The 17997-nt window shown below is 62.4% G+C and carries 17 protein-coding genes; 10 read left to right on the top strand and 7 right to left on the bottom strand.

Annotated elements, in window-relative coordinates; all coding sequences use genetic code 11:
* Positions 1-2: 2 nt before the first annotated feature.
* Complete coding sequence (locus AC07W7_RS00345; protein ID WP_057440843.1) at positions 3-665, bottom strand: amino acid ABC transporter permease; 663 nt, start codon at positions 663-665, stop codon at positions 3-5.
* A gap of 52 nt (positions 666-717) precedes the next feature.
* Positions 718-1563, bottom strand: coding sequence for a transporter substrate-binding protein (locus AC07W7_RS00340; RefSeq protein WP_495038374.1), 846 nt, complete (start codon positions 1561-1563; stop codon positions 718-720).
* Positions 1564-1868: 305 nt separating this feature from the next.
* Between AC07W7_RS00340 and AC07W7_RS00335 the strand changes: the two genes are divergently transcribed.
* Positions 1869-2231: a thioredoxin family protein gene (locus AC07W7_RS00335; protein WP_076964579.1), complete on the top strand. Its 363-nt coding sequence runs from the start codon at positions 1869-1871 to the stop codon at positions 2229-2231.
* Here the strand turns inward: AC07W7_RS00335 and AC07W7_RS00330 are convergent.
* The 3 genes from AC07W7_RS00330 to rpiB form a co-directional block, all read right to left on the bottom strand.
* Positions 2228-3790 (bottom strand): TerC family protein, encoded by a 1563-nt coding sequence (locus tag AC07W7_RS00330; protein WP_076964580.1) that lies wholly within the window; start codon positions 3788-3790, stop codon positions 2228-2230. The two genes, AC07W7_RS00335 and AC07W7_RS00330, sit on opposite strands and share 4 nt — an antisense overlap.
* 422 nt (positions 3791-4212) lie before the next feature.
* Positions 4213-5193: a sugar-binding transcriptional regulator gene (locus AC07W7_RS00325; RefSeq protein WP_029293725.1), complete on the bottom strand. Its 981-nt coding sequence runs from the start codon at positions 5191-5193 to the stop codon at positions 4213-4215.
* 63 nt (positions 5194-5256) lie between these two features.
* A complete protein-coding gene (gene rpiB / locus AC07W7_RS00320) occupies positions 5257-5718 on the bottom strand; it encodes a ribose 5-phosphate isomerase B (RefSeq protein ID WP_076964583.1) in 462 nt (153 codons plus the stop codon).
* A 282-nt stretch (positions 5719-6000) separates the two neighbouring features.
* Here rpiB and AC07W7_RS00315 point away from each other — a divergent pair, with 282 nt between their 5' ends.
* From AC07W7_RS00315 to dhaL, 7 genes are all read left to right on the top strand, one after another.
* Positions 6001-7488 carry a sugar ABC transporter ATP-binding protein gene (locus AC07W7_RS00315; RefSeq protein WP_197883188.1) on the top strand — a complete coding sequence of 496 codons (1488 nt, stop codon included), beginning with the start codon at positions 6001-6003 and terminating at the stop codon, positions 7486-7488.
* On the top strand, positions 7485-8462 hold the full coding sequence (locus AC07W7_RS00310) for an ABC transporter permease (RefSeq protein ID WP_076964585.1): 978 nt from the start codon (positions 7485-7487) through the stop codon (positions 8460-8462). Before AC07W7_RS00315 ends, AC07W7_RS00310 begins: the two co-directional genes overlap by 4 nt.
* A gap of 55 nt (positions 8463-8517) precedes the next feature.
* Positions 8518-9525: a substrate-binding domain-containing protein gene (locus AC07W7_RS00305; RefSeq protein ID WP_076964586.1), complete on the top strand. Its 1008-nt coding sequence runs from the start codon at positions 8518-8520 to the stop codon at positions 9523-9525.
* A gap of 136 nt (positions 9526-9661) precedes the next feature.
* The gene (locus AC07W7_RS00300) at positions 9662-10417 is read left to right on the top strand and encodes an SDR family oxidoreductase (RefSeq protein ID WP_495038373.1); all 756 of its coding nucleotides are present in this window, start codon (positions 9662-9664) and stop codon (positions 10415-10417) included.
* 26 nt (positions 10418-10443) lie between these two features.
* Complete coding sequence (locus tag AC07W7_RS00295; protein WP_076964588.1) at positions 10444-11559, top strand: MDR/zinc-dependent alcohol dehydrogenase-like family protein; 1116 nt, start codon at positions 10444-10446, stop codon at positions 11557-11559.
* A 152-nt stretch (positions 11560-11711) separates the two neighbouring features.
* A complete protein-coding gene (locus tag AC07W7_RS00290; protein ID WP_076964589.1) occupies positions 11712-12713 on the top strand; it encodes a dihydroxyacetone kinase subunit DhaK in 1002 nt (333 codons plus the stop codon).
* A gap of 3 nt (positions 12714-12716) precedes the next feature.
* Positions 12717-13364, top strand: coding sequence for a dihydroxyacetone kinase subunit DhaL (gene dhaL, locus AC07W7_RS00285; protein ID WP_076964590.1), 648 nt, complete (start codon positions 12717-12719; stop codon positions 13362-13364).
* Here the strand turns inward: dhaL and AC07W7_RS00280 are convergent.
* On the bottom strand, positions 13321-14235 hold the full coding sequence (locus tag AC07W7_RS00280) for a LysR family transcriptional regulator (RefSeq protein ID WP_169902052.1): 915 nt from the start codon (positions 14233-14235) through the stop codon (positions 13321-13323). The two genes, dhaL and AC07W7_RS00280, sit on opposite strands and share 44 nt — an antisense overlap.
* Positions 14236-14385: 150 nt before the next feature.
* Between AC07W7_RS00280 and AC07W7_RS00275 the strand changes: the two genes are divergently transcribed.
* Positions 14386-15912, top strand: coding sequence for an MFS transporter (locus AC07W7_RS00275; RefSeq protein ID WP_169902053.1), 1527 nt, complete (start codon positions 14386-14388; stop codon positions 15910-15912).
* Between the two features lie 70 nt (positions 15913-15982).
* On the opposite strand, the gene sohB is transcribed toward AC07W7_RS00275, so the two are convergent.
* The gene (sohB, locus tag AC07W7_RS00270) at positions 15983-17005 is read right to left on the bottom strand and encodes a protease SohB (protein WP_076964593.1); all 1023 of its coding nucleotides are present in this window, start codon (positions 17003-17005) and stop codon (positions 15983-15985) included.
* A gap of 261 nt (positions 17006-17266) precedes the next feature.
* Here sohB and AC07W7_RS00265 point away from each other — a divergent pair, with 261 nt between their 5' ends.
* The gene (locus AC07W7_RS00265) at positions 17267-17977 is read left to right on the top strand and encodes a histidine phosphatase family protein (RefSeq protein ID WP_236310123.1); all 711 of its coding nucleotides are present in this window, start codon (positions 17267-17269) and stop codon (positions 17975-17977) included.
* Positions 17978-17997: the final 20 nt, after the last annotated feature.

The following is a 17997-nucleotide window of genomic DNA, read 5'->3' as shown; positions in this document are numbered from 1 at the left end:
TCTTAGCGACGGATCGCCAGGCGCTGTTCCAGGTATCGGAGCAGCATGGCGATGAGATAGCAGGCCGCCACGTAGAGCGCGGTCGTCACCAGCCAGGTTTCAATCACCCGGTAGCTTTCGACGTTGATCTTGCGGGCGTAATAGGTCAGCTCCGGCACGGCAATCGCCGCCGCCAGGGAGGTGTCCTTGAACAGCGAGATAAAGTTGTTCGACAGCGCCGGCAGCACGTTGCGCAGCATCACCGGCACCGTGATGTAAGCGCGGATCTGCCACTCCCCCAGGCCAATCGCCAGGCCGGCTTCGCGCAGGCCCTTGGGAATATTCAACAGGCCGGCACGGAACACTTCGGTCAGGTAGGCCCCGGCGTACAGCGACAGGGTGATGATGAACGAGGGGATCTTGTCCAGGCGGATGCCCAAACTGGGCAAGGCAAAGTAGATCAACAGGATCAGCACCAGGATCGGCGTGTTGCGCACCACCGTCACATACACCGAGGCCAGAATCCGCAGCGCACGGTGCCTGGACAGCATGGCAAAAGCCATCAACAGGCCGATCACGCAGCCGATGGCAATCGACAGCAAGGCCAGTTGCAGGCCCAGGCCGAGCCCCGCCAGCAAGGTGTCGAAATCGCGCCAGACTGCGGCAAAATTCAACTGATAGTTCATGCTCGGCACTACCTTGAGCGGGGCGCCCGTTGCGACGCCCCGCGCTCGACAATCATTTGAATTCCACCGGAAAACCAATCGCCGGGGTCGGCAGATCGACGCCAAACCACTGCTTGAACGAGGCCGCGTAGGTGGGGAACTCGACGCCGGTCATGGCTTCATGCAGGGCGGTGTTGACGAAGTTCAGCCAGTCCTGGTCGCCACGCTTGACCGCGCACGCGTAGGTTTGCGGGCTCCAGGCGTAGCTCGGGCTGCGGTAGCGCCCGGGGTTCTGCACCATCAGGTACTTGACCGAGGACTGGTCGGTGGCGGCGGCGTCGGCACGCCCGGAATTCACCGCCTGGTACATCAGGTCGACGCTGTCGTATTGGTCGACCTTGGCCTTGGGCAGCGCCTGGTGCACCAGTTCTTCGGCGTAGACGTTTTGCAGCACCGCCACGGTGACGCCATCGCCCGCGGCCTGCAGGTCTTCGATTTGCTGGTATTGGCTGTTGGCCGGCAACAGCAGGCCCACGCCTTCGCGGTAGTACGGCAGGGTAAACGCCACCTGCTGCGCGCGGCTGGCGGTAACGGTGATGAACTGGCAGCTCATGTCGACTTTGTTGGTCAACAGGTTGGGGATGCGCGCATCGGACGACTGCACCACAAACTCGACCTTGCTCGGATCGTTAAACAGGCCCTTGGCGACAATGCGCCCGATATCGATATCGACCCCCTGCAACTTGCCATCCGCGCCCTGGAAATGCCACGGCGCATTGGTACTGCCGGTACCGACAATCAGATGCCCACGCTTGAGCACGTCATCGAGCTTGCTGTCGGCCTGCACCTGGCTGGCGAGGGACACGGCGGCGACAAAGAGAAAAACACCGGCTTTTAACAGGGAGGGTCGGCGATGCATGGCAAGCACTCCAAGGGTTATTTATTCCGCTATACCGGAATAAGGTATGCAATAGCGGAATAAACAGCAGAAAGTGTGCCACAGCCCGTAACAGAAGAATATTGGAGGGTTAAAGTTGTTTTAAATCAGATAGATAGAAATACACCGACAACCCGGGCCCCGCCCGTGACAGCAGGCACACTGCTACCGTGCACCCCAATCCGTAGCGATCCGTCACATTGGCGTGCGCTACCTGTGAATTCTGACAGTAGACCGCCTGGCCCACCCGGCTTAGGGTTTGGCCACAGGCCTATAAGGAGAGTGTCATGGGGTTGATCAACACGGTGATCGACGACGCGGATGCGTATAGACGGGCGCTGCAGACACCCCGCACGGTGTTCATGCTCTTTGTATCGCCCCAGTGCCCGGCGTGCGGCGCGGCCAAGCCACTGTTCAGCAAAGTGGCCAGCCGCTATCGCCGCCAGGCAGCCCTTTATGTCCTCGATACGAGCCAGACCCCACGGCATCCCGAGGTCACCGGCACACCGACGCTGCTGATCCTGAAAAACGGCAGGCTGGTGGAGAAACTCAAGGGGTTCGGCCCCTGGGAGACCCAGGAGCAGACCCTGAAGAAAACCTTCGAGCGGCACACCCGTGGCGTGCCGACCAAAAGGGCCAGGCCCCGTTAACCCGCCGCGACAGGGGTCAACAGCACCTGCGTCACCCGGCGCTCCTCCACTGCCGCCACGGTCAAGCGCCAGCCTTCGTATTCCAGGCTGTCACCCACCGCCGGCAGGCGGTCCAGCAGGCTCATGACCAGCCCGGCAAGGGTCTGGTAATCCTCGGTGGCCACCGCCTGAAAGCCGGTACGCTGGCGAATCAGGTTCAGGTTCAACGCACCGTTGGCGCGGTAACCGCCCTGCTCCTCGACGATGTCCGGGCCTTCGACTTCGCTGGCGTCCGGCAACTCACCGGCGATGGACTCCAGGATGTCGGTCATGCTCAACACCCCCATGAAGTCGCCGAATTCGTTGATCACGAAGGCAATGTGCGTCGACTCCTGGCGCATCTGCTCCAGGGCGTTGAGGATCGAGAAGCTGTCGAGCAGGTTGATCGCCCGTCGCGCCAGGTGTTCCAGGTTCGGCTCATTGCCGGCCAGGTACTCCTTGAGCAGCTCCTTCTTGTGCACGAAGCCCAGGGGCTCATCCACCGCGCCATTGCGGATCAGCGGCAAGCGCGAGTAGGACGAGTGCATCAGCTTCAGGCGAATCGTCTCCGGGTCGTCGGCCAAGTCGATACAGTCGACATTCGCCCGCGGGGTCATCAAGCTGCGGATCGGCCGTTCGGCCAACTGCAATACACCACTGATCATCACGCGCTCACGGCGGTCGAACAGCGGGCCTTGCTGGCCCTGTGGGTCGCCCAACAGGTCGGTCACGTCTTCACCCACTTCCTCGACCGCCAGGCTGCGCCCACCCAACAGACGCATCACCGCATGGGCGGTACGCTCACGGATCGGCCGCAGGCCCTGCGCCGACTTCTTGCGGCGCGCCCGGGCGATCTGGTTGAACACCTCGATCAAAATCGAGAAACCGATGGCCGCGTACAGGTAGCCTTTGGGGATATGGAAGCCCAGGCCTTCGGCGGTCAGGGCAAAACCGATCATCATCAAGAAGCCCAGGCACAGCATGATCACCGTCGGGTGCGCATTGACGAAACGGGTCAGCGGCTTGCTGGCCACAATCATCACACCGATGGACACGACCACCGCAATCATCATGATCGCCAGTTCATCCACCATACCGACCGCAGTAATCACCGCGTCCAGGGAGAACACGGCGTCCAGCACCACGATCTGCGCCACGATCGGCCAGAACATCGCGTAGGCCGCATTGCCGGTGCGTTCGGTAACGTGCCCTTCGAGCCGTTCATGCAATTCCATGGTGGCCTTGAACAACAGGAACACACCACCAAACAACATGATCAGGTCACGCCCGGAGAAGCTCTTGTCGAACACCTCGAACAACGGCTGGGTCAGGGTCACCAACCAGGAAATACTCGCCAACAGGCCCAGGCGCATCAGCAGTGCCAGGGACAAACCGATCAACCGCGCACGGTCGCGCTGCTCCGGTGGCAGCTTGTCCGCCAGGATCGCGATAAACACCAGGTTGTCGATACCCAGCACCAGTTCCAGCACAATCAAGGTCAACAGGCCGAGCCAGGCCGTTGGATCCGCTAACCATTCCATATAGAAGTCTCTGTCTCTTTATTGATGTTCAGAATGCCGGGCACAACAAGACGCGGTCGGGTGACCGGGAAAAGGTTAGCAGTCTGAATAGAGGATGTTTGAGCGGGAACGGCGGCAGTAGCGGTCTTGGGGAAAGACGACTGGGGGGCTCCGAGAGGGTGTTCATGCAAGTCCTGCAGTGAAAAAAGGACTTTAATCCTACAGTGGAAATACAAATTTCCTACAATTTAAAACTATTACAAGATCTGTAAAAGCCGCCCCCAGAAGCCTGTGCTGTGGGCTTGTGTAGGAGCTGGCTTGCCTGCGATAGCATCGCCTCGATCTAACTGATACACCGAGGTGTCTGCATCGCAGGCAAGCCAGCTCCCACACAAGCCAGCCCCCTCACACACGCCAGTGCCCATATTTTGAGAGGAGACAGGTCAGGTTTTACGGGTAGCGTCGTCCAGCGCCAGGATGGTGTGGGCATTGGTCACCGTGGTCGCCAGGGTATTGATCACCCCCGAGCGCAACGCCCCCAGGGTCGCGGCGGCCTTGGTGTTTTCACTGGCAATCGCCACCACATCGGGAATGCGGAACAACTCCTGCACCGTCAAGCCGATCACCCGCCCCTGGATGGCGTTGACCGCCGGCTGGCCGTGGATGTCAATAAAGTCGTAACCCATCATGTCGCCCACCGTGCCGGACAAGCGCGCCTGGGCGATTTCCTGGGGGGAGAACCAGCCCATGCGCACCATATTGCTGTTCTCGCTCATGTCGCCAATGCCGATCAGCGCCATATCGGCGCGCCGTGCACGGTCGAGGGTGGAGCGTACGGTGTCGTTGCTGATCAGCACGCTGCGCAGTTCCGGGTTGGCCACCAGCGCCGGGGCGTACAGGCTTTCGCTCTCGCCGCCAAAGCGCAGGGCCAGGCGGCGGCAGATATGGTCGGGGTTCATGTATTCGCCGGCCTTGAGCGAACCGCCGATGGCGCAGACAAACGTGCAGTTGCGCGTCACCGGCAAAAACACGTTATCGGCCACGGCCCCGACATTACGGCCCATGCCCACGGCGACAATCATGCCGTCGCCCAGGGTTTTGTTCAGGTAGTTGGCCACCAGGCTGGCCACGGCGGAGCGCTGGGTGTCGGCGTCGCTGTGGTCCACCGCGATCAACGCGCGGTCCAGCTGGAAGCGCTCGACCAGCGCCTGTTCCAGTTCGTTGTTCATCGCCGGATGCTGCAGCACCCGCACCTCGACAATCCCTTCATCGCGCGCACGCTTGAGCAGCCGGCTGACTTTCGCCCGGGACAGGTCAAAGCGCTTGGCGATGGCTTCCTGAGTGACGTTCTCAAGGTAATAGAGCATCGCCACTTCGGTCATCAGATCGATATCGCTGGCGGTGCGCAGGGTACTGTCACTCATGGGGACGGGCTTCCGTTTCGGCGTCAAAGGCGCATTCTCCCGACTCTTGCCCCGCCACGTCCACTACTGATGCCCATCACGCTCAATGGCATTGATACGCTCGACCTTGGCCCCGGAACGCGCCGCCTCGAACTCCGAGGCCAGAAACGCGGTGACGATGCTCTTGGCCAGCTCCGCCCCCACCACCCGCGCACCGATGGACAGGATCTGCGCATCGTTGCTCTTGCGCGCGCGCTCCGCCGAATAGGTGTCATGGGCCTGGGCCGCACGGATCCCCAACACCTTATTGGCCGAGATCGCCATGCCAATGCCCGTGCCACACACCAGCACCCCCAGGCGCTGTTGCCCGGCATTGATGGCCGTGGCCACCGCCAGCGCAATATCCGGGTAGAGCACCGGCGCCGTGGAATGGGTGCCAAAGTCAGTCACCGGATACCCCAGCGCCTCGATATGGCGCCTCAACAGTTCCTTGAGCTCAAAACCCGCTTCGTCGCATCCGATAGCCACCGGAAAAGGTGTGTTCATGGCATTAGGCTCCGCTGTCATGGTGACGCTTAAGACTGATCATATGATCACTCAATGAAATTTCTATCAGCCATTTCTCGGATATTCCTCCGCAACTGTCAAGCACGTTTTAACTGACCCACCAGTCAACCCCCTCTAAAACGCCACCCATCAATAAAATGCAGGCAACTACAAGTTTTCAGTGAAAGAGATTGACTGATCAGAATTTCATTTGGTACACATATGATCACGCAGCAACACGACTGTGTACCTAATAAGAACTCACAGCACGAGGACACGCCGATGGCCACGCCATTACTGCTCCAGGCTGAACACGTCGCCAAGGCCTACGCGGGCATTCCCGCCCTGCGTGACGGCCGCCTCTCGCTGCGGGCCGGCAGTGTGCATGCCCTGTGCGGCGGCAATGGCGCCGGCAAATCCACGTTCCTCAGTATCTTGATGGGCATCACCCAGCGTGACGCCGGCAGCATCCTGCTCAATGGCGCCCCCGTGCATTTCCATCGCCCCAGCGAAGCATTGGCGGCGGGGGTCGCGATGATCACCCAGGAGCTGGAACCGATCCCCTACATGAGCGTCGCCGAAAATATCTGGCTGGGCCGCGAACCACGGCGCGCCGGCTGCATCGTCGACAGCAAGGCACTACACCTACGCACCCGCGAACTCCTGGAAAGCCTGGAGTTCGACGTCGAAGCCACCACGCCCATGCATCGCTTGAGCGTGGCGCAGATCCAACTGGTGGAGATCGCCAAGGCGTTCAGCCATGACTGCCAGGTGATGATCATGGACGAACCCACCTCCGCCATCGGCGAGCGCGAAGCCGAGACCCTGTTCAAGGCCATCCGCCGCCTCACCGCCCGTGGCGCCGGGATCGTGTATGTGTCCCATCGCCTCAGCGAGCTTGCACAGATTGCCGACGACTACAGCATCTTGCGCGATGGCGCCTTCGTCGAAAGCGGGCGCATGGCCGATATCGACCGCGCCCACCTGGTGCGCGGTATCGTCGGCCAGGAGCTGACGCGCATCGATCACAAGGTCGGCCGCGCAAGCGCCGCCGAGTGCTGCCTGGACGTCCAGGGCCTGAGCCGTAGCGGCGAGTTCCAGGACATCAGCCTGCAAGTGCGCCAGGGCGAAATCCTCGGCATCTATGGCCTGATGGGTTCGGGGCGCAGCGAGTTCCTCAATTGCATCTACGGCCTGACCACCCCGGACGCCGGCAGCGTCACCCTGCAAGGCAAGCCGATGCCCATCGGCCTGCCCAAGGCGACCATCCGCGCCGGCATGTCCCTGGTCACCGAAGACCGCAAGGAAAGCGGCCTGGTGCTCAGCTCCAGCATCCTCTCGAACATCGCGTTGTCGGCGTACAAGCAGCTGTCGAACTGGTCGCTGATCAATGCACGCAAGGAAAACCAGTTGGCGGCGGACATGGTCAAGCGCCTGCAGATCAAGACCACCTCCCTGAACCTGCCAGTGGCCTCCATGAGCGGTGGCAACCAGCAGAAAGTGGTGCTTGCCAAGTGCCTGTCGACCCAACCGGTGTGCCTTTTGTGCGATGAGCCGACCCGGGGTATCGATGAAGGCGCCAAGCAGGAGATCTATCACTTGCTCGACCAGTTCGTGCGCGCCGGTGGCGCGGCCATCGTGGTGTCGTCCGAAGCCCCGGAACTGCTGCACCTGAGCGACCGTATCGCGATTTTCAAGGGCGGCCGGCTGGTGACTATCAGCAGCGACACCGCCCTTTCCCAGGAAGCCTTGTTGAGTCTTGCCTCATGAATGCCAAAACCCTTGCCGCCCCGCTGACCACCCCTTCGCGCAGCCGCCTGCGGCTTTCCCTCGACCGCTTTGGCCTGCCGCTGGTGTTTATCCTGCTGTGCGTGGTCATGGCGTTTTCCAGCGAATACTTCATGACCTGGCGCAACTGGATGGACATCCTGCGCCAGACCTCGATCAACGGCATCCTGGCCGTGGGCATGACCTATGTGATCCTGACCAAGGGCATCGACCTCTCGGTAGGTTCGATCCTCGCCTTTGCCGGGCTGTGCAGCGCCCTGGTCGCGACCCAGGGCTATGGCCTGCTGGCGGCGGTCAGCGCCGGGATGTTTGCCGGGGCGATGCTGGGGGTGGTGAACGGTTTTATGGTGGCCAACCTGTCGATCCCGCCCTTTGTCGCCACCCTCGGCATGCTCAGCATTGCCCGGGGCATGACCTTTATCCTCAACGACGGCAGCCCGGTCACCGACCTGCCGGACGCCTACCTGGCCCTGGGCATCGGCAAGCTTGGGCCGATTGGCGTACCGATCATCATCTTTGCCGTGGTCGCGCTGATTTTCTGGATGGTACTGCGCTACACCACCTACGGGCGCTACGTGTACGCGGTGGGCGGCAACGAAAAAAGCGCGCGCACCTCGGGGATTGGCGTGCGCAAGGTGACGTTCTCGGTGTACGTGGTCTCGGGCCTGCTCGCCGGCCTGGCGGGTGTGGTGCTGTCGGCGCGCACCACCTCCGCCCTGCCCCAGGCCGGCATGTCCTATGAGCTGGATGCGATTGCCGCGGTGGTGATCGGCGGCACCAGTTTGTCCGGCGGCGTCGGCACCATCGTCGGCACGCTGTTCGGCGCCCTGCTGATCGGGGTGATCAACAACGGCCTGAACCTGCTCGGCGTGTCCTCCTATTACCAGCAGGTCGCCAAGGGCCTGATCATCGTGCTCGCGGTGTTGATTGACGTGTGGCGCAAGAAAAAACGCTAGTCGCTTTTGCTCTGATCCGAACTGAACGACCACAACAATAAACGGGGTTCTCATCATGAAATTCGCTACATCGTTTGCCGCCGTGGCGGCCCTCTCCCTGCTCGCCAGCAGCATCACCCTGGCCGCCGATGGCAAGACCTACAAAGTCGGCGCCGCCGTGTACGGCCTCAAGGGCCAGTTCATGCAGAACTGGGTGCGCGAGCTCAAGGAACATCCGGCAGTCAAGGACGGCACCGTGCAGTTGACCGTGTTCGACGGCAACTATGACGCGCTGACCCAGAACAACCAGATCGAAAACATGGTCACCCAGCGCTACGACGCGATCCTCTTCGTGCCGATCGACACCAAGGCCGGGGTGGGCACGGTGAAGCAGGCGATGGCCAACGATGTGGTGGTGATCGCCTCCAACACCAAAGTCGCCGATGCCAACGTGCCGTACGTGGGTAACGATGATGTCGAGGGCGGGCGCCTGCAGGCCCAGGCCATGGTCGACAAGCTCCAGGGCAAGGGCAATGTGGTGATCATCCAGGGCCCGATTGGCCAGTCGGCACAGATCGACCGCGAAAAAGGCGAACTGGAAGTGCTGGGCAAGCACCCCGGGATCAAGATCATCGAGAAAAAGACCGCCAACTGGGACCGCGCCCAGGCCCTGAGCCTGACCGAGGACTGGCTCAACGCCCACCCCAAGGGCATCAACGGGGTGATCGCACAAAACGACGACATGGCTCTGGGCGCCGTGCAGGCCCTCAAATCCCACGGCCTGACCTCCAAGGATGTGCCCGTCACCTCCATCGACGGCATGCCCGACGCCATTCAGGCAGCCAAAAGAGATGAAGTCACCACCTTCCTGCAAGACGCCCAGGCCCAGTCCCAGGGCGCACTGGACGTAGCCCTGCGGCAACTGGCGGGTGAAGACTACAAACCCAAGTCGGTGATCTGGGAGCGCTATGCCAAGGACGTAACCTGGGGCGACGGCACTGCGAAGAACTACATCCTGCCGTGGGTGCCGGTGACCAATGCCAATGCGGATGCGCTGTACCAGCAGGTCAGCGGTACTAAATAGCAACGCGGTCAATGTGGGAGCTGGCTTGCCTGCGATTGCATCACCTCGGTATCCCTGACAGACCCAGGTGCCCGCATCGCAGGCAAGCCAGCTCCCACATCCGATCTCCACTGTTTTTGAGAATGGAGTTAAACCAATGTCTGGATTCTGGAACCAAGCCTTCGACCTCACCGGTCGTTGCGCCGTGATCACCGGCGGGGCTGCGGGGATCGGTCTGGCGTGTGCCCACTTGCTAGTGGAGCGTGGCGCGCGCGTGGCCCTGCTCGACCGTGATCCGGCCGTGGTTGAAGTGGCCGCCAGCCTGGGCAGCGGGCATCTGGGCCTGGCCGTCGACCTGCGCCAGCTCGACCAGGTGCAGAGCAGCATCGACTACGTGGTCGCGCACTTCAAGCGCCTGGACTGCCTGGTCAACAGCGCCGGCGTGGTGATGTTGGACAAGGCCATCGATGTCAGCGAAAACGCCTGGGACATCACCCTGGAGATCAACCTCAAGGCCAGCTTTTTCGTGGCCCAGGCCTGCGCCCGGCATATGCTCGCCCAGGGCAGCGGGCGCATCGTCAACCTGGCGTCCCAGGCGGCAGTGATCGGCCTGGATCGGCATGTGGCCTATTGCGCGAGCAAGGCTGCGATTGTCGGCATGACCAAGGTCCTGGCCATGGAATGGGCGCCACACATCACGGTAAATGCCATCTCCCCCACCATCGTCGAGACCGCCCTGGGCAAGAAAGCCTGGGCCGGCGATGTGGGCGAACGGGCCAAATTGCAGATCCCGGCGGGCCGTTTTGCCCAGCCGGATGAAATCGCCGGGCTGGCGTTGTACCTGCTCAGCGACGCAGCCCAGATGATCACCGGCGCCAACATGGTGATCGACGGCGGCTACAGCATTCAGTAATCCATCTATTCGTCGTGAGGTCTGTCATGTCCACCGCTACCGAACGTACCGCCGAACAACTCCACCCGGTGATCCCCAAGACCATGCAGGCCGTGGTCTGCCATGGCCCGGAAGACTATCGCCTGGAAACCGTCGATGTACCGACGCCCGGCCCCGACGAGATCCTGACCAAGGTCGAGCTGTGCGGCATCTGCATGGGCGATATCAAGACCTATCGCGGCGCGCCGTCGTTCTGGGGCGACGCCGAGCAGCCGCGCTACGTCAAGCCGCCGATGATTCCCGGGCATGAGTTTGTGTGCCGCGTGGTCGCCCTGGGCCCGGGCGCCGAGAAGCGTGGGGTGAAGGTCGGCGACCGGGTGATTTCCGAGCAGATCGTGCCGTGCTGGGGCTGCCGCTTCTGCAATCACGGCCAGTACTGGATGTGTCAGAAACACGACCTCTACGGCTTCCAGAACAACGTCCAGGGGGCCATGGCCCAGTACATGATTTTCACCAAGGAAGGCATCATCCATCAGGTGCCCGACTCCATCGCGCCAGACGAAGCGATCCTCATCGAACCCCTGGCCTGCTCACTGCACGCGGCGGAACGGGCCAATGTGGATTTCGACGATGTAGTGGTGGTAGCTGGCGCCGGCACCCTGGGCCTGGGGATCATCGGCGCGGTACGCATGCGCAACCCCAAACGCCTGATCGTGCTCGACATGAAACCCGAACGCGCCGAACTGGCCCTGCGCATGGGCGCCGATGAGGTCTGGAACCCGGCCGAGGTCGATGTACTGGCAAAAATCCGCGACATCACCGACGGCTATGGCTGCGATATCTATATCGAAGCCACCGGGCACCACAAGGCGGTGAACCAGGGCCTGGCGATGCTGCGCAAGCTGGGGCGTTTCGTCGAATTCAGCGTATTCAACGACGAGGCCACGGTAGATTGGTCGATCATTGGCGACCGCAAGGAACTGGACGTGCTCGGCTCACACCTGGGCCCATATATGTACCCGCGGGCCATCGACTTTATCGGCAAGCGCAAGATCGACATGCGCGACGTAGTGACCCACAAGTTTGCGCTGGCGGATTTCAAGGAGGCGTTTGCGGTGATGGAGCGCGGGGACAAGTCCTTGAAGGTCGTGCTCGAACCCTGAACCCAACACACATCCAAATGTGGGAGCGGGCTTGCCCGCGATGGCAGTGGGTCAGCCAACTCATGTGTCTTCTGACACACCGCCATCGCGGGCAAGCCCGCTCCTACACTTGAATGACTGCGCCCAAGACAACAAGAACAGGAACCCGCGTTATGAATCGAGTCATCAACGATCCGGACCAAGTGGTCGAGGACATGCTGCGCGGCATTCTGGTCGCCCATCCCGAGCTGCGCCAAAGCGACAGCAACCCCCGTGTGATCAGCAAGGCCAAGCCCTCCGGCCCAGGCCGCGTGGGCATCGTCACTGGGGGCGGCTCCGGCCATGAGCCGGCCTTCCTCGGCTACGTCGGCCCCGGCCTGGTGGACGCGGTGGCCGTCGGCGAAATCTTCTCGTCGCCCACCGCCAAGAGTTTTTTCGATGCCTTCCGGGTCGCCGATCACGGTGCCGGCGTGGCCTGCCTGTATGGCAACTATGCCGGCGACAATATGAACGTGAAGCTGGCGATGAAAATGGCCGCCAGCAAGGACATGCGGATCCGCACCGTGGTCGCCAACGATGACGTGGCCTCGGCGCCCAAGGCCGAGATCGCCAAGCGGCGCGGGGTGGCCGGGGAAATCTTTATGTGGAAGATCGGCGGGGCCGCCGCCGCGCAGCACTATGACCTGGACGGGGTGATCCGCGTCGCGCAGAAGGCGGTCGATCACTGCCGCTCCATCGGTATCGGCCTGACGCCCTGCACCATTGCAGCGGTGGGCAAGCCGAACTTCCAGATCGCGGACGGCCAGATGGAACTGGGCATCGGCCATCATGGCGAACCGGGGATCGAGGTAATCCCGATCGAACCCGCCGCCGCCATGGCCGAGCGCATGCTGGCACCGATCCTCGCCGACCGCGATTTCAGCCAGGATGACAGCGTGGTGGTGCTGGTCTCGGGCCTGGGCGCGACACCGGTGATGGAGCTGTACATCTTCTACGCCGAAGTCGAAAGCCAGCTCAAGGCCAAGGGCCTGAAGATTCATCGCTGCTATGTCGGCAACTACTTCACCTCCCTGGAAATGATGGGCGTGACCCTGACCCTGCTGGGCCTGGATGCCGAGCTGAAAACCCTGATCGACCAACCTTGCCGCTCCATCGGCATGACCCAGGCGGAATAAACCATGAGCCAGTCTTTCTCTACCCACGACGGCAGCGCGGTTGTCGCTGACCTGGTCAGCGTGATCGTCGCCAACCGTGAATACCTCAGCGAAGTCGACGGTGCGATTGGCGATGGCGACCATGGCATCAATATGGCCAAGGGCTTTGCCCATTGCGGCCGTACGATCGAAGGCCGGCAGTTGACCCTGGCCGAGGCCCTGGACGAACTGACCCTGAGCCTGATGGAAGGCATCGGCGGCTCCATGGGCCCGCTGTATGGCAGCCTGTTTATCGGCATGGCCGACGAGGTGCGCGGCAGCGAAGACATTGATGCGGCGACCTTCGCCCACTTGTTGCGCGGTGGCCTGACCTCGTTGCAGGACATCACCGAAGCCGGCGTCGGTGATAAGTGCCTGATGGACACCCTGATCCCGGCGGTGCAAGCATTTGAGCGGGCCCAGGCCAGTGGTGCGTCCTTCAGCGAAGCCCTGGAAGCAATGAAACGCGCGGCCTCCCAGGGCCGTGACTCGACCAGGGACCTGGTGGCCAGGATCGGCCGGGCCAGCCGCCTGGGTGAGCGCTCGCTGGGGGTACTGGATGCCGGGGCGGTGTCGTGCTGCCTGATCCTCACGCAGTTGGCGGACTCGATCCAACCCCGTCTGGCCCCGTAGGCGCGAGCTTGTGCTTGACGTGCTGGATATACCGCGCCACCGCCGGGGCCTTTTCAAAGCGCCGGTAAATCAGCGACAGCCACGACGAGGCATCGCTGCCCTCGATGGTGCGGTAGTGCACACCCGGCAGGCTGACATGCCCCACCACCGACTCCGGCACCACCGCCACGCCCTGCCCCAGCGACACCAGGGCAATCACCGCCACCAGGCCGCCCGGCTGCGGCCCCAGGCGCGGGGCATAACCGCCTTGTGCGGCGACCTGCAAGGTGCCGCTGATTTGCTCGGGCAGGATGAAGGTCTCGTTCTGCAAATGCGCGCAGGTGATCGCCTTCAAGCCCAGCAGCCACGAGCCCTGGGGCAGCGCCAGGACAAAACCTTCGCTGCCCAGGCGTAGCGCCTCCACGCCATCGGGCAAGGTCATGGGCGAGCGGATATAGCCAATGTCGTAGCGCCCTTCGGCCACCAGCCCCGGCAGCAGGGCCATGGGGCTTTCCCGCACGCTGAGGCTGACATCGGCAAACTGCGCGCAGAACCCCTGTACCTGGCGTTGCAGCACCCCGGAATACACCGCCGACGCCACATAGCCCAATTCGATATGACCGATCTCGCCACGCCCGGCGCGCTGGGCATTGCGCTGGGCAAACTCGAACTGGCGCACGGTGGCTTCCGCTTCAGCCAACAGCGCAGTGCCCGCCTCCGTCAGGCTGACGTCACGCTGGCGCCGGATAAACAGGCGGGTGCCCAGGGTGCGCTCCATATCCTGGATCTGCCGGCTCAAGGTGGGCGGGGCAATATCCAGCTGCTCGGCGGCACGCGTGAAGTTGCGGTGCCGGGCAACGGCCAGGAAGTAGCGGAAATGACGTATTTCCATAACAGGATTAGCTCAAAGGTAATGAAGTGCCTCGCCTCGGCTAACAGAACTGATAAGCGCCGACGATAAGCTGACAGGACGCCCACAGTAGAGAGTCCTCGTGATGCCCGTCAAATCCAGCCTATCTGTTGCCTGCCAGGTAATCATGCCATGAGCCAGGTCAGCCCACGCCTTACCCTGTTGACCGCCTCCGGGGTTTGTTCGCTGATTGTCCTCGACACCAACATCGTCGCCGTGACCCTGCCAACCATTGCCCGCGACCTGGGGGCCAATTTCGCCGATATCGAATGGGTCGTCAGCGCCTATATGCTGGCGTTTGCCGCCCTGCTGCTGCCGGCCGGGAGCATTGCCGACCGCTTCGGCCGCAAGAAAACCCTGGTGTGGGGCCTGGGTATTTTTATCCTCGCCTCCCTGGGCTGTGGCGCCGCGCCCAGCGTACTGCTGCTGGATATCGCCCGCGCCGTGAAGGGTGTCGGGGCCGCGTTGCTGTTGACTTCGGCCCTAGCCTCCATCGGCCATGCCTTTCATGATGAACTGGAACGGGCCAAGGCCTGGGCGTTCTGGGGCGCCTGCATGGGCGTGGCGATGACCGCTGCCCCGACCCTTGGCGGCCTGATTACCCACTACATGGGCTGGCGCTGGATTTTCTACCTCAACCTGCCGGTGGGCCTGGCCTTGCTGGCGCTGGTCCTGCACGCCATCCCGGAATCGCGCGACAGCCAAGCGGCACGCCTCGATCCCTGGGGCAGCCTGGCCTTCAGCGCCAGCCTGCTGTGCCTGATCTGGGGCCTGATCGAAGCCAACCGGATCGGCTGGGACAACCCGTTGACCTATGCGCGGTTGCTCGGCGGCGCGTTCCTGCTGGGCCTGTTTGTGCTGGTGGAGCGTTTGCAACGCCGGCCCATGGTGGACCTGCAACTGTTCCAGTACCCGCGGTTTATCGGGGCCTTGCTGGGGATGTTTGCCTATGCCGGTTGTGCCCAGGTGATGATGACGCTGCTGCCGTTCTACCTGCAAAACGGCCTGGGGTTTTCCGCGATTGCCTCGGGCCTGGGGATGCTGCCGTTTGCCCTGACCATGCTGATCTGCCCGCGTATCGGCGCACGCCTGGCCAGCCGCTTCGCTCCTGCAACCATGATGGCGGCCGGCCTGGCCCTGGTGGGCAGCGGCAACCTGCTCAGCGCCTGGGCAGTGACTGCCGGCGGTTACCTGCCGTTCGCCCTGGCGATATCCGTGACCGGTGCCGGTGCCGGCCTGCTCAATGGCGATACCCAGAAAAACATCATGGCCTGCGTGCCAAGGGACCGCGCGGGCATGGCGTCGGGCATGAGTACCACCATGCGTTTCAGCGCAATCATGTTGGCGGTCGGGGTATACGGGGCGCTGTTGGCCAGCCATAGCGAGCATCTGCTGCAAACCAGCCTTGGCACGCAATGGCAGGCCCAGGTGCCGGGGATTGCCTCGCGGGTGGTGGCTGGGGATATGCCTGCGGCCATGGCGCTGCTGCCGGAGTCGGCGCAGGGGCTGGTGCAACCCTTGGCGTGGCAGGCGTTTGTCGGTGGGTTTGCCAGGGTGTTGTGGGTGGCGGGGCTATTGGGGCTGCTGGGGGCGCTGGTGGTGGGCCTGCTGATGCGGCATCCGGTGCCGCTGCTACCGGAGCAACGCAACCCCTTGTAGGCGCCGGCTTGCCGGCGATGGCGAGCAGAAGATCGTCATTGTCGGCAAGCCATGCCCTACAGGGCGGGGGTTACCAGAAGCGCTGCTGGGTCAGGCGGCTCCACCAGGCCAGCAACACTCGGTCCACCGAGCCGCTGGCCGCCAGGCCCACCCGCTCTTGCAGGCTTTTACGCTCGGCATAGTGCAGGTGGAACAGCTCGGCGGTCTTGGCCCTGGTGGCCAGGTATTCGTCACTGGTCTGCAGCGCGTCCACCAGTTGCTTGTCCAGCGCCGCGACGCCCAGCCAGACTTCACCGGTGGCCACTTCATCAATCGCCAGTTGCGGGCGATAGCGCGACACGAAGTTCTTGAACAACTGATGGGTGATATCCAGGTCTTCCTGGAACTTCTCCCGGCCCTTCTCGGTGTTTTCGCCAAACACGGTGAGGGTGCGCTTGTACTCGCCAGCCGTCAGCACTTCAAAGTCGATATCGTGTTTTTTCAGCAGGCGGTTGACGTTGGGCAACTGGGCCACCACGCCAATCGAGCCGAGGATGGCAAATGGCGCACTGATGATCTTCTCGCCGATGCACGCCATCATGTAGCCGCCGCTGGCCGCGACCTTGTCGATACACACCGTCAACGGCACACCCGCCTCGCGGATCCGCGCCAATTGCGACGACGCCAGGCCATAGCTGTGGACCATGCCACCGCCGCTTTCCAGGCGCAGCACCACTTCGTCCTTGGGTGTGGCCAGGCTCAGCAGCGCGGTGATTTCATGGCGCAGGCTGTCGGTGGCCGAGGCCTTGATGTCCCCGTCAAAATCCAGCACAAACACCCGCGGCTTGGCCTCGGGGGTTTTCTTCTGTTTTTTCTCGGATTTGCTTTGGGACTTGCGCAGCGCCTTGAGCTGGTCCTTGTCGAGCAGGGTCTGCTCCAGGCGCTCGCGCAGGCCCTTGTAGAAATCATTGAGCTTGCTGACCTGCAACTGCCCGGCCTGCTTGCGCCGGCCCTTGCTGCGCAACGCTGCAAAACTGATCAGCACCACCAGGATAGCGACGACCAACGTAACGGTTTTAGCCAGAAAACTTGCATACTCAGCCAGAAACTCCATGGGACTCCTTACAGAAACGGTGCGCCAGGCGCGGATTGCCCCAGCATACCGGCGGGACTGCCGGCGGGCCAGAGCTGAAACCCCTTGAAACGGGACTCTAAAGGATCATGCGCGCGTAATGATCCAACAAACACCGCTCGACAGCTCCCACAGGGATATCAGCCTCTAACGAGCTTTTAAAACAAGCGTATGTTTTTTCATTGACAGCTTCCCGGCATCCTCATAACCTCGCCAGACTTTCAACGTACCGGGTGAACGGACGTGGGCAGCATCTATTTGATTCGACATGGCCAGGCCTCCTTCGGTGCAGACGACTATGACGTCCTGTCGCCCGTCGGTGTGCAGCAGGCCCAGGTACTGGGCAGCCACCTGGCCGACCTGGGCCTGACGTTCGACCGTTGTGTGTCGGGCGACCTGCGGCGCCAGCAGCACACGGCCAACGCCACGTTCGAGTCCATCGGCGCCCAGGGCCTGCCGGTGCCGCCCCTGGAAATCGACAGCGCCTTCAACGAATTCGACGCCGACGCGATCATCCGCGCCCTGCTCCCGGACCTGCTCGGCAGCGAGCCGCAAGCCCTGGAAACCCTGCGCAACGCCCCGCAGAACCGGGGTGAGTTCCAGCGTATCTTTGCCCTGATCATCGAGCGCTGGCTGAGCGGCACCTACGACCCCCCCGGCCTGGAAAGCTGGCTGGGGTTTGTCGAGCGCGTCCAGGGTGGCTTGCAGCGCCTGCTGGAGAGTGCCGACAATGCCCACAAGATCGCGGTATTTACCTCCGGCGGCACCATCACCGCCCTGCTCCACCTGATTACCCGCATGCCTGCCACCCAGGCTTTCGAGCTGAACTGGCAGATTGTCAACACCTCGCTCAACCACTTGAAGTTCCGTGGTCGCGAAGTGGCACTGGCTTCCTTCAACAGCCATACCCACTTGCAACTGTTGAAGGCGCCGCAGCTCATCACTTTCCGATGAATTGCGGCCAACCGTGACCC

The organism is Pseudomonas sp. GW821-FHT01D09 (assembly GCF_059422465.1).
This window is presented reverse-complemented; position numbering and strand designations above follow the sequence as displayed.

Coding starts and splice junctions, on each gene's coding strand:
- AC07W7_RS00280 (WP_169902052.1), bottom strand. CDS start 14,235: ATGGAAATACGTCATTTCCGCTACTTCCTGGCCGTTGCCCGGCACCGC.
- AC07W7_RS00345 (WP_057440843.1), bottom strand. CDS start 665: ATGAACTATCAGTTGAATTTTGCCGCAGTCTGGCGCGATTTCGACACC.
- AC07W7_RS00315 (WP_197883188.1), top strand. CDS start 6,001: ATGGCCACGCCATTACTGCTCCAGGCTGAACACGTCGCCAAGGCCTAC.
- AC07W7_RS00290 (WP_076964589.1), top strand. CDS start 11,712: ATGAATCGAGTCATCAACGATCCGGACCAAGTGGTCGAGGACATGCTG.
- AC07W7_RS00305 (WP_076964586.1), top strand. CDS start 8,518: ATGAAATTCGCTACATCGTTTGCCGCCGTGGCGGCCCTCTCCCTGCTC.
- AC07W7_RS00300 (WP_495038373.1), top strand. CDS start 9,662: ATGTCTGGATTCTGGAACCAAGCCTTCGACCTCACCGGTCGTTGCGCC.
- dhaL (WP_076964590.1), top strand. CDS start 12,717: ATGAGCCAGTCTTTCTCTACCCACGACGGCAGCGCGGTTGTCGCTGAC.
- rpiB (WP_076964583.1), bottom strand. CDS start 5,718: ATGAACACACCTTTTCCGGTGGCTATCGGATGCGACGAAGCGGGTTTT.
- sohB (WP_076964593.1), bottom strand. CDS start 17,005: ATGGAGTTTCTGGCTGAGTATGCAAGTTTTCTGGCTAAAACCGTTACG.
- AC07W7_RS00310 (WP_076964585.1), top strand. CDS start 7,485: ATGAATGCCAAAACCCTTGCCGCCCCGCTGACCACCCCTTCGCGCAGC.
- AC07W7_RS00340 (WP_495038374.1), bottom strand. CDS start 1,563: ATGCATCGCCGACCCTCCCTGTTAAAAGCCGGTGTTTTTCTCTTTGTC.
- AC07W7_RS00330 (WP_076964580.1), bottom strand. CDS start 3,790: ATGGAATGGTTAGCGGATCCAACGGCCTGGCTCGGCCTGTTGACCTTG.
- AC07W7_RS00295 (WP_076964588.1), top strand. CDS start 10,444: ATGTCCACCGCTACCGAACGTACCGCCGAACAACTCCACCCGGTGATC.
- AC07W7_RS00275 (WP_169902053.1), top strand. CDS start 14,386: ATGAGCCAGGTCAGCCCACGCCTTACCCTGTTGACCGCCTCCGGGGTT.
- AC07W7_RS00335 (WP_076964579.1), top strand. CDS start 1,869: ATGGGGTTGATCAACACGGTGATCGACGACGCGGATGCGTATAGACGG.
- AC07W7_RS00325 (WP_029293725.1), bottom strand. CDS start 5,193: ATGAGTGACAGTACCCTGCGCACCGCCAGCGATATCGATCTGATGACC.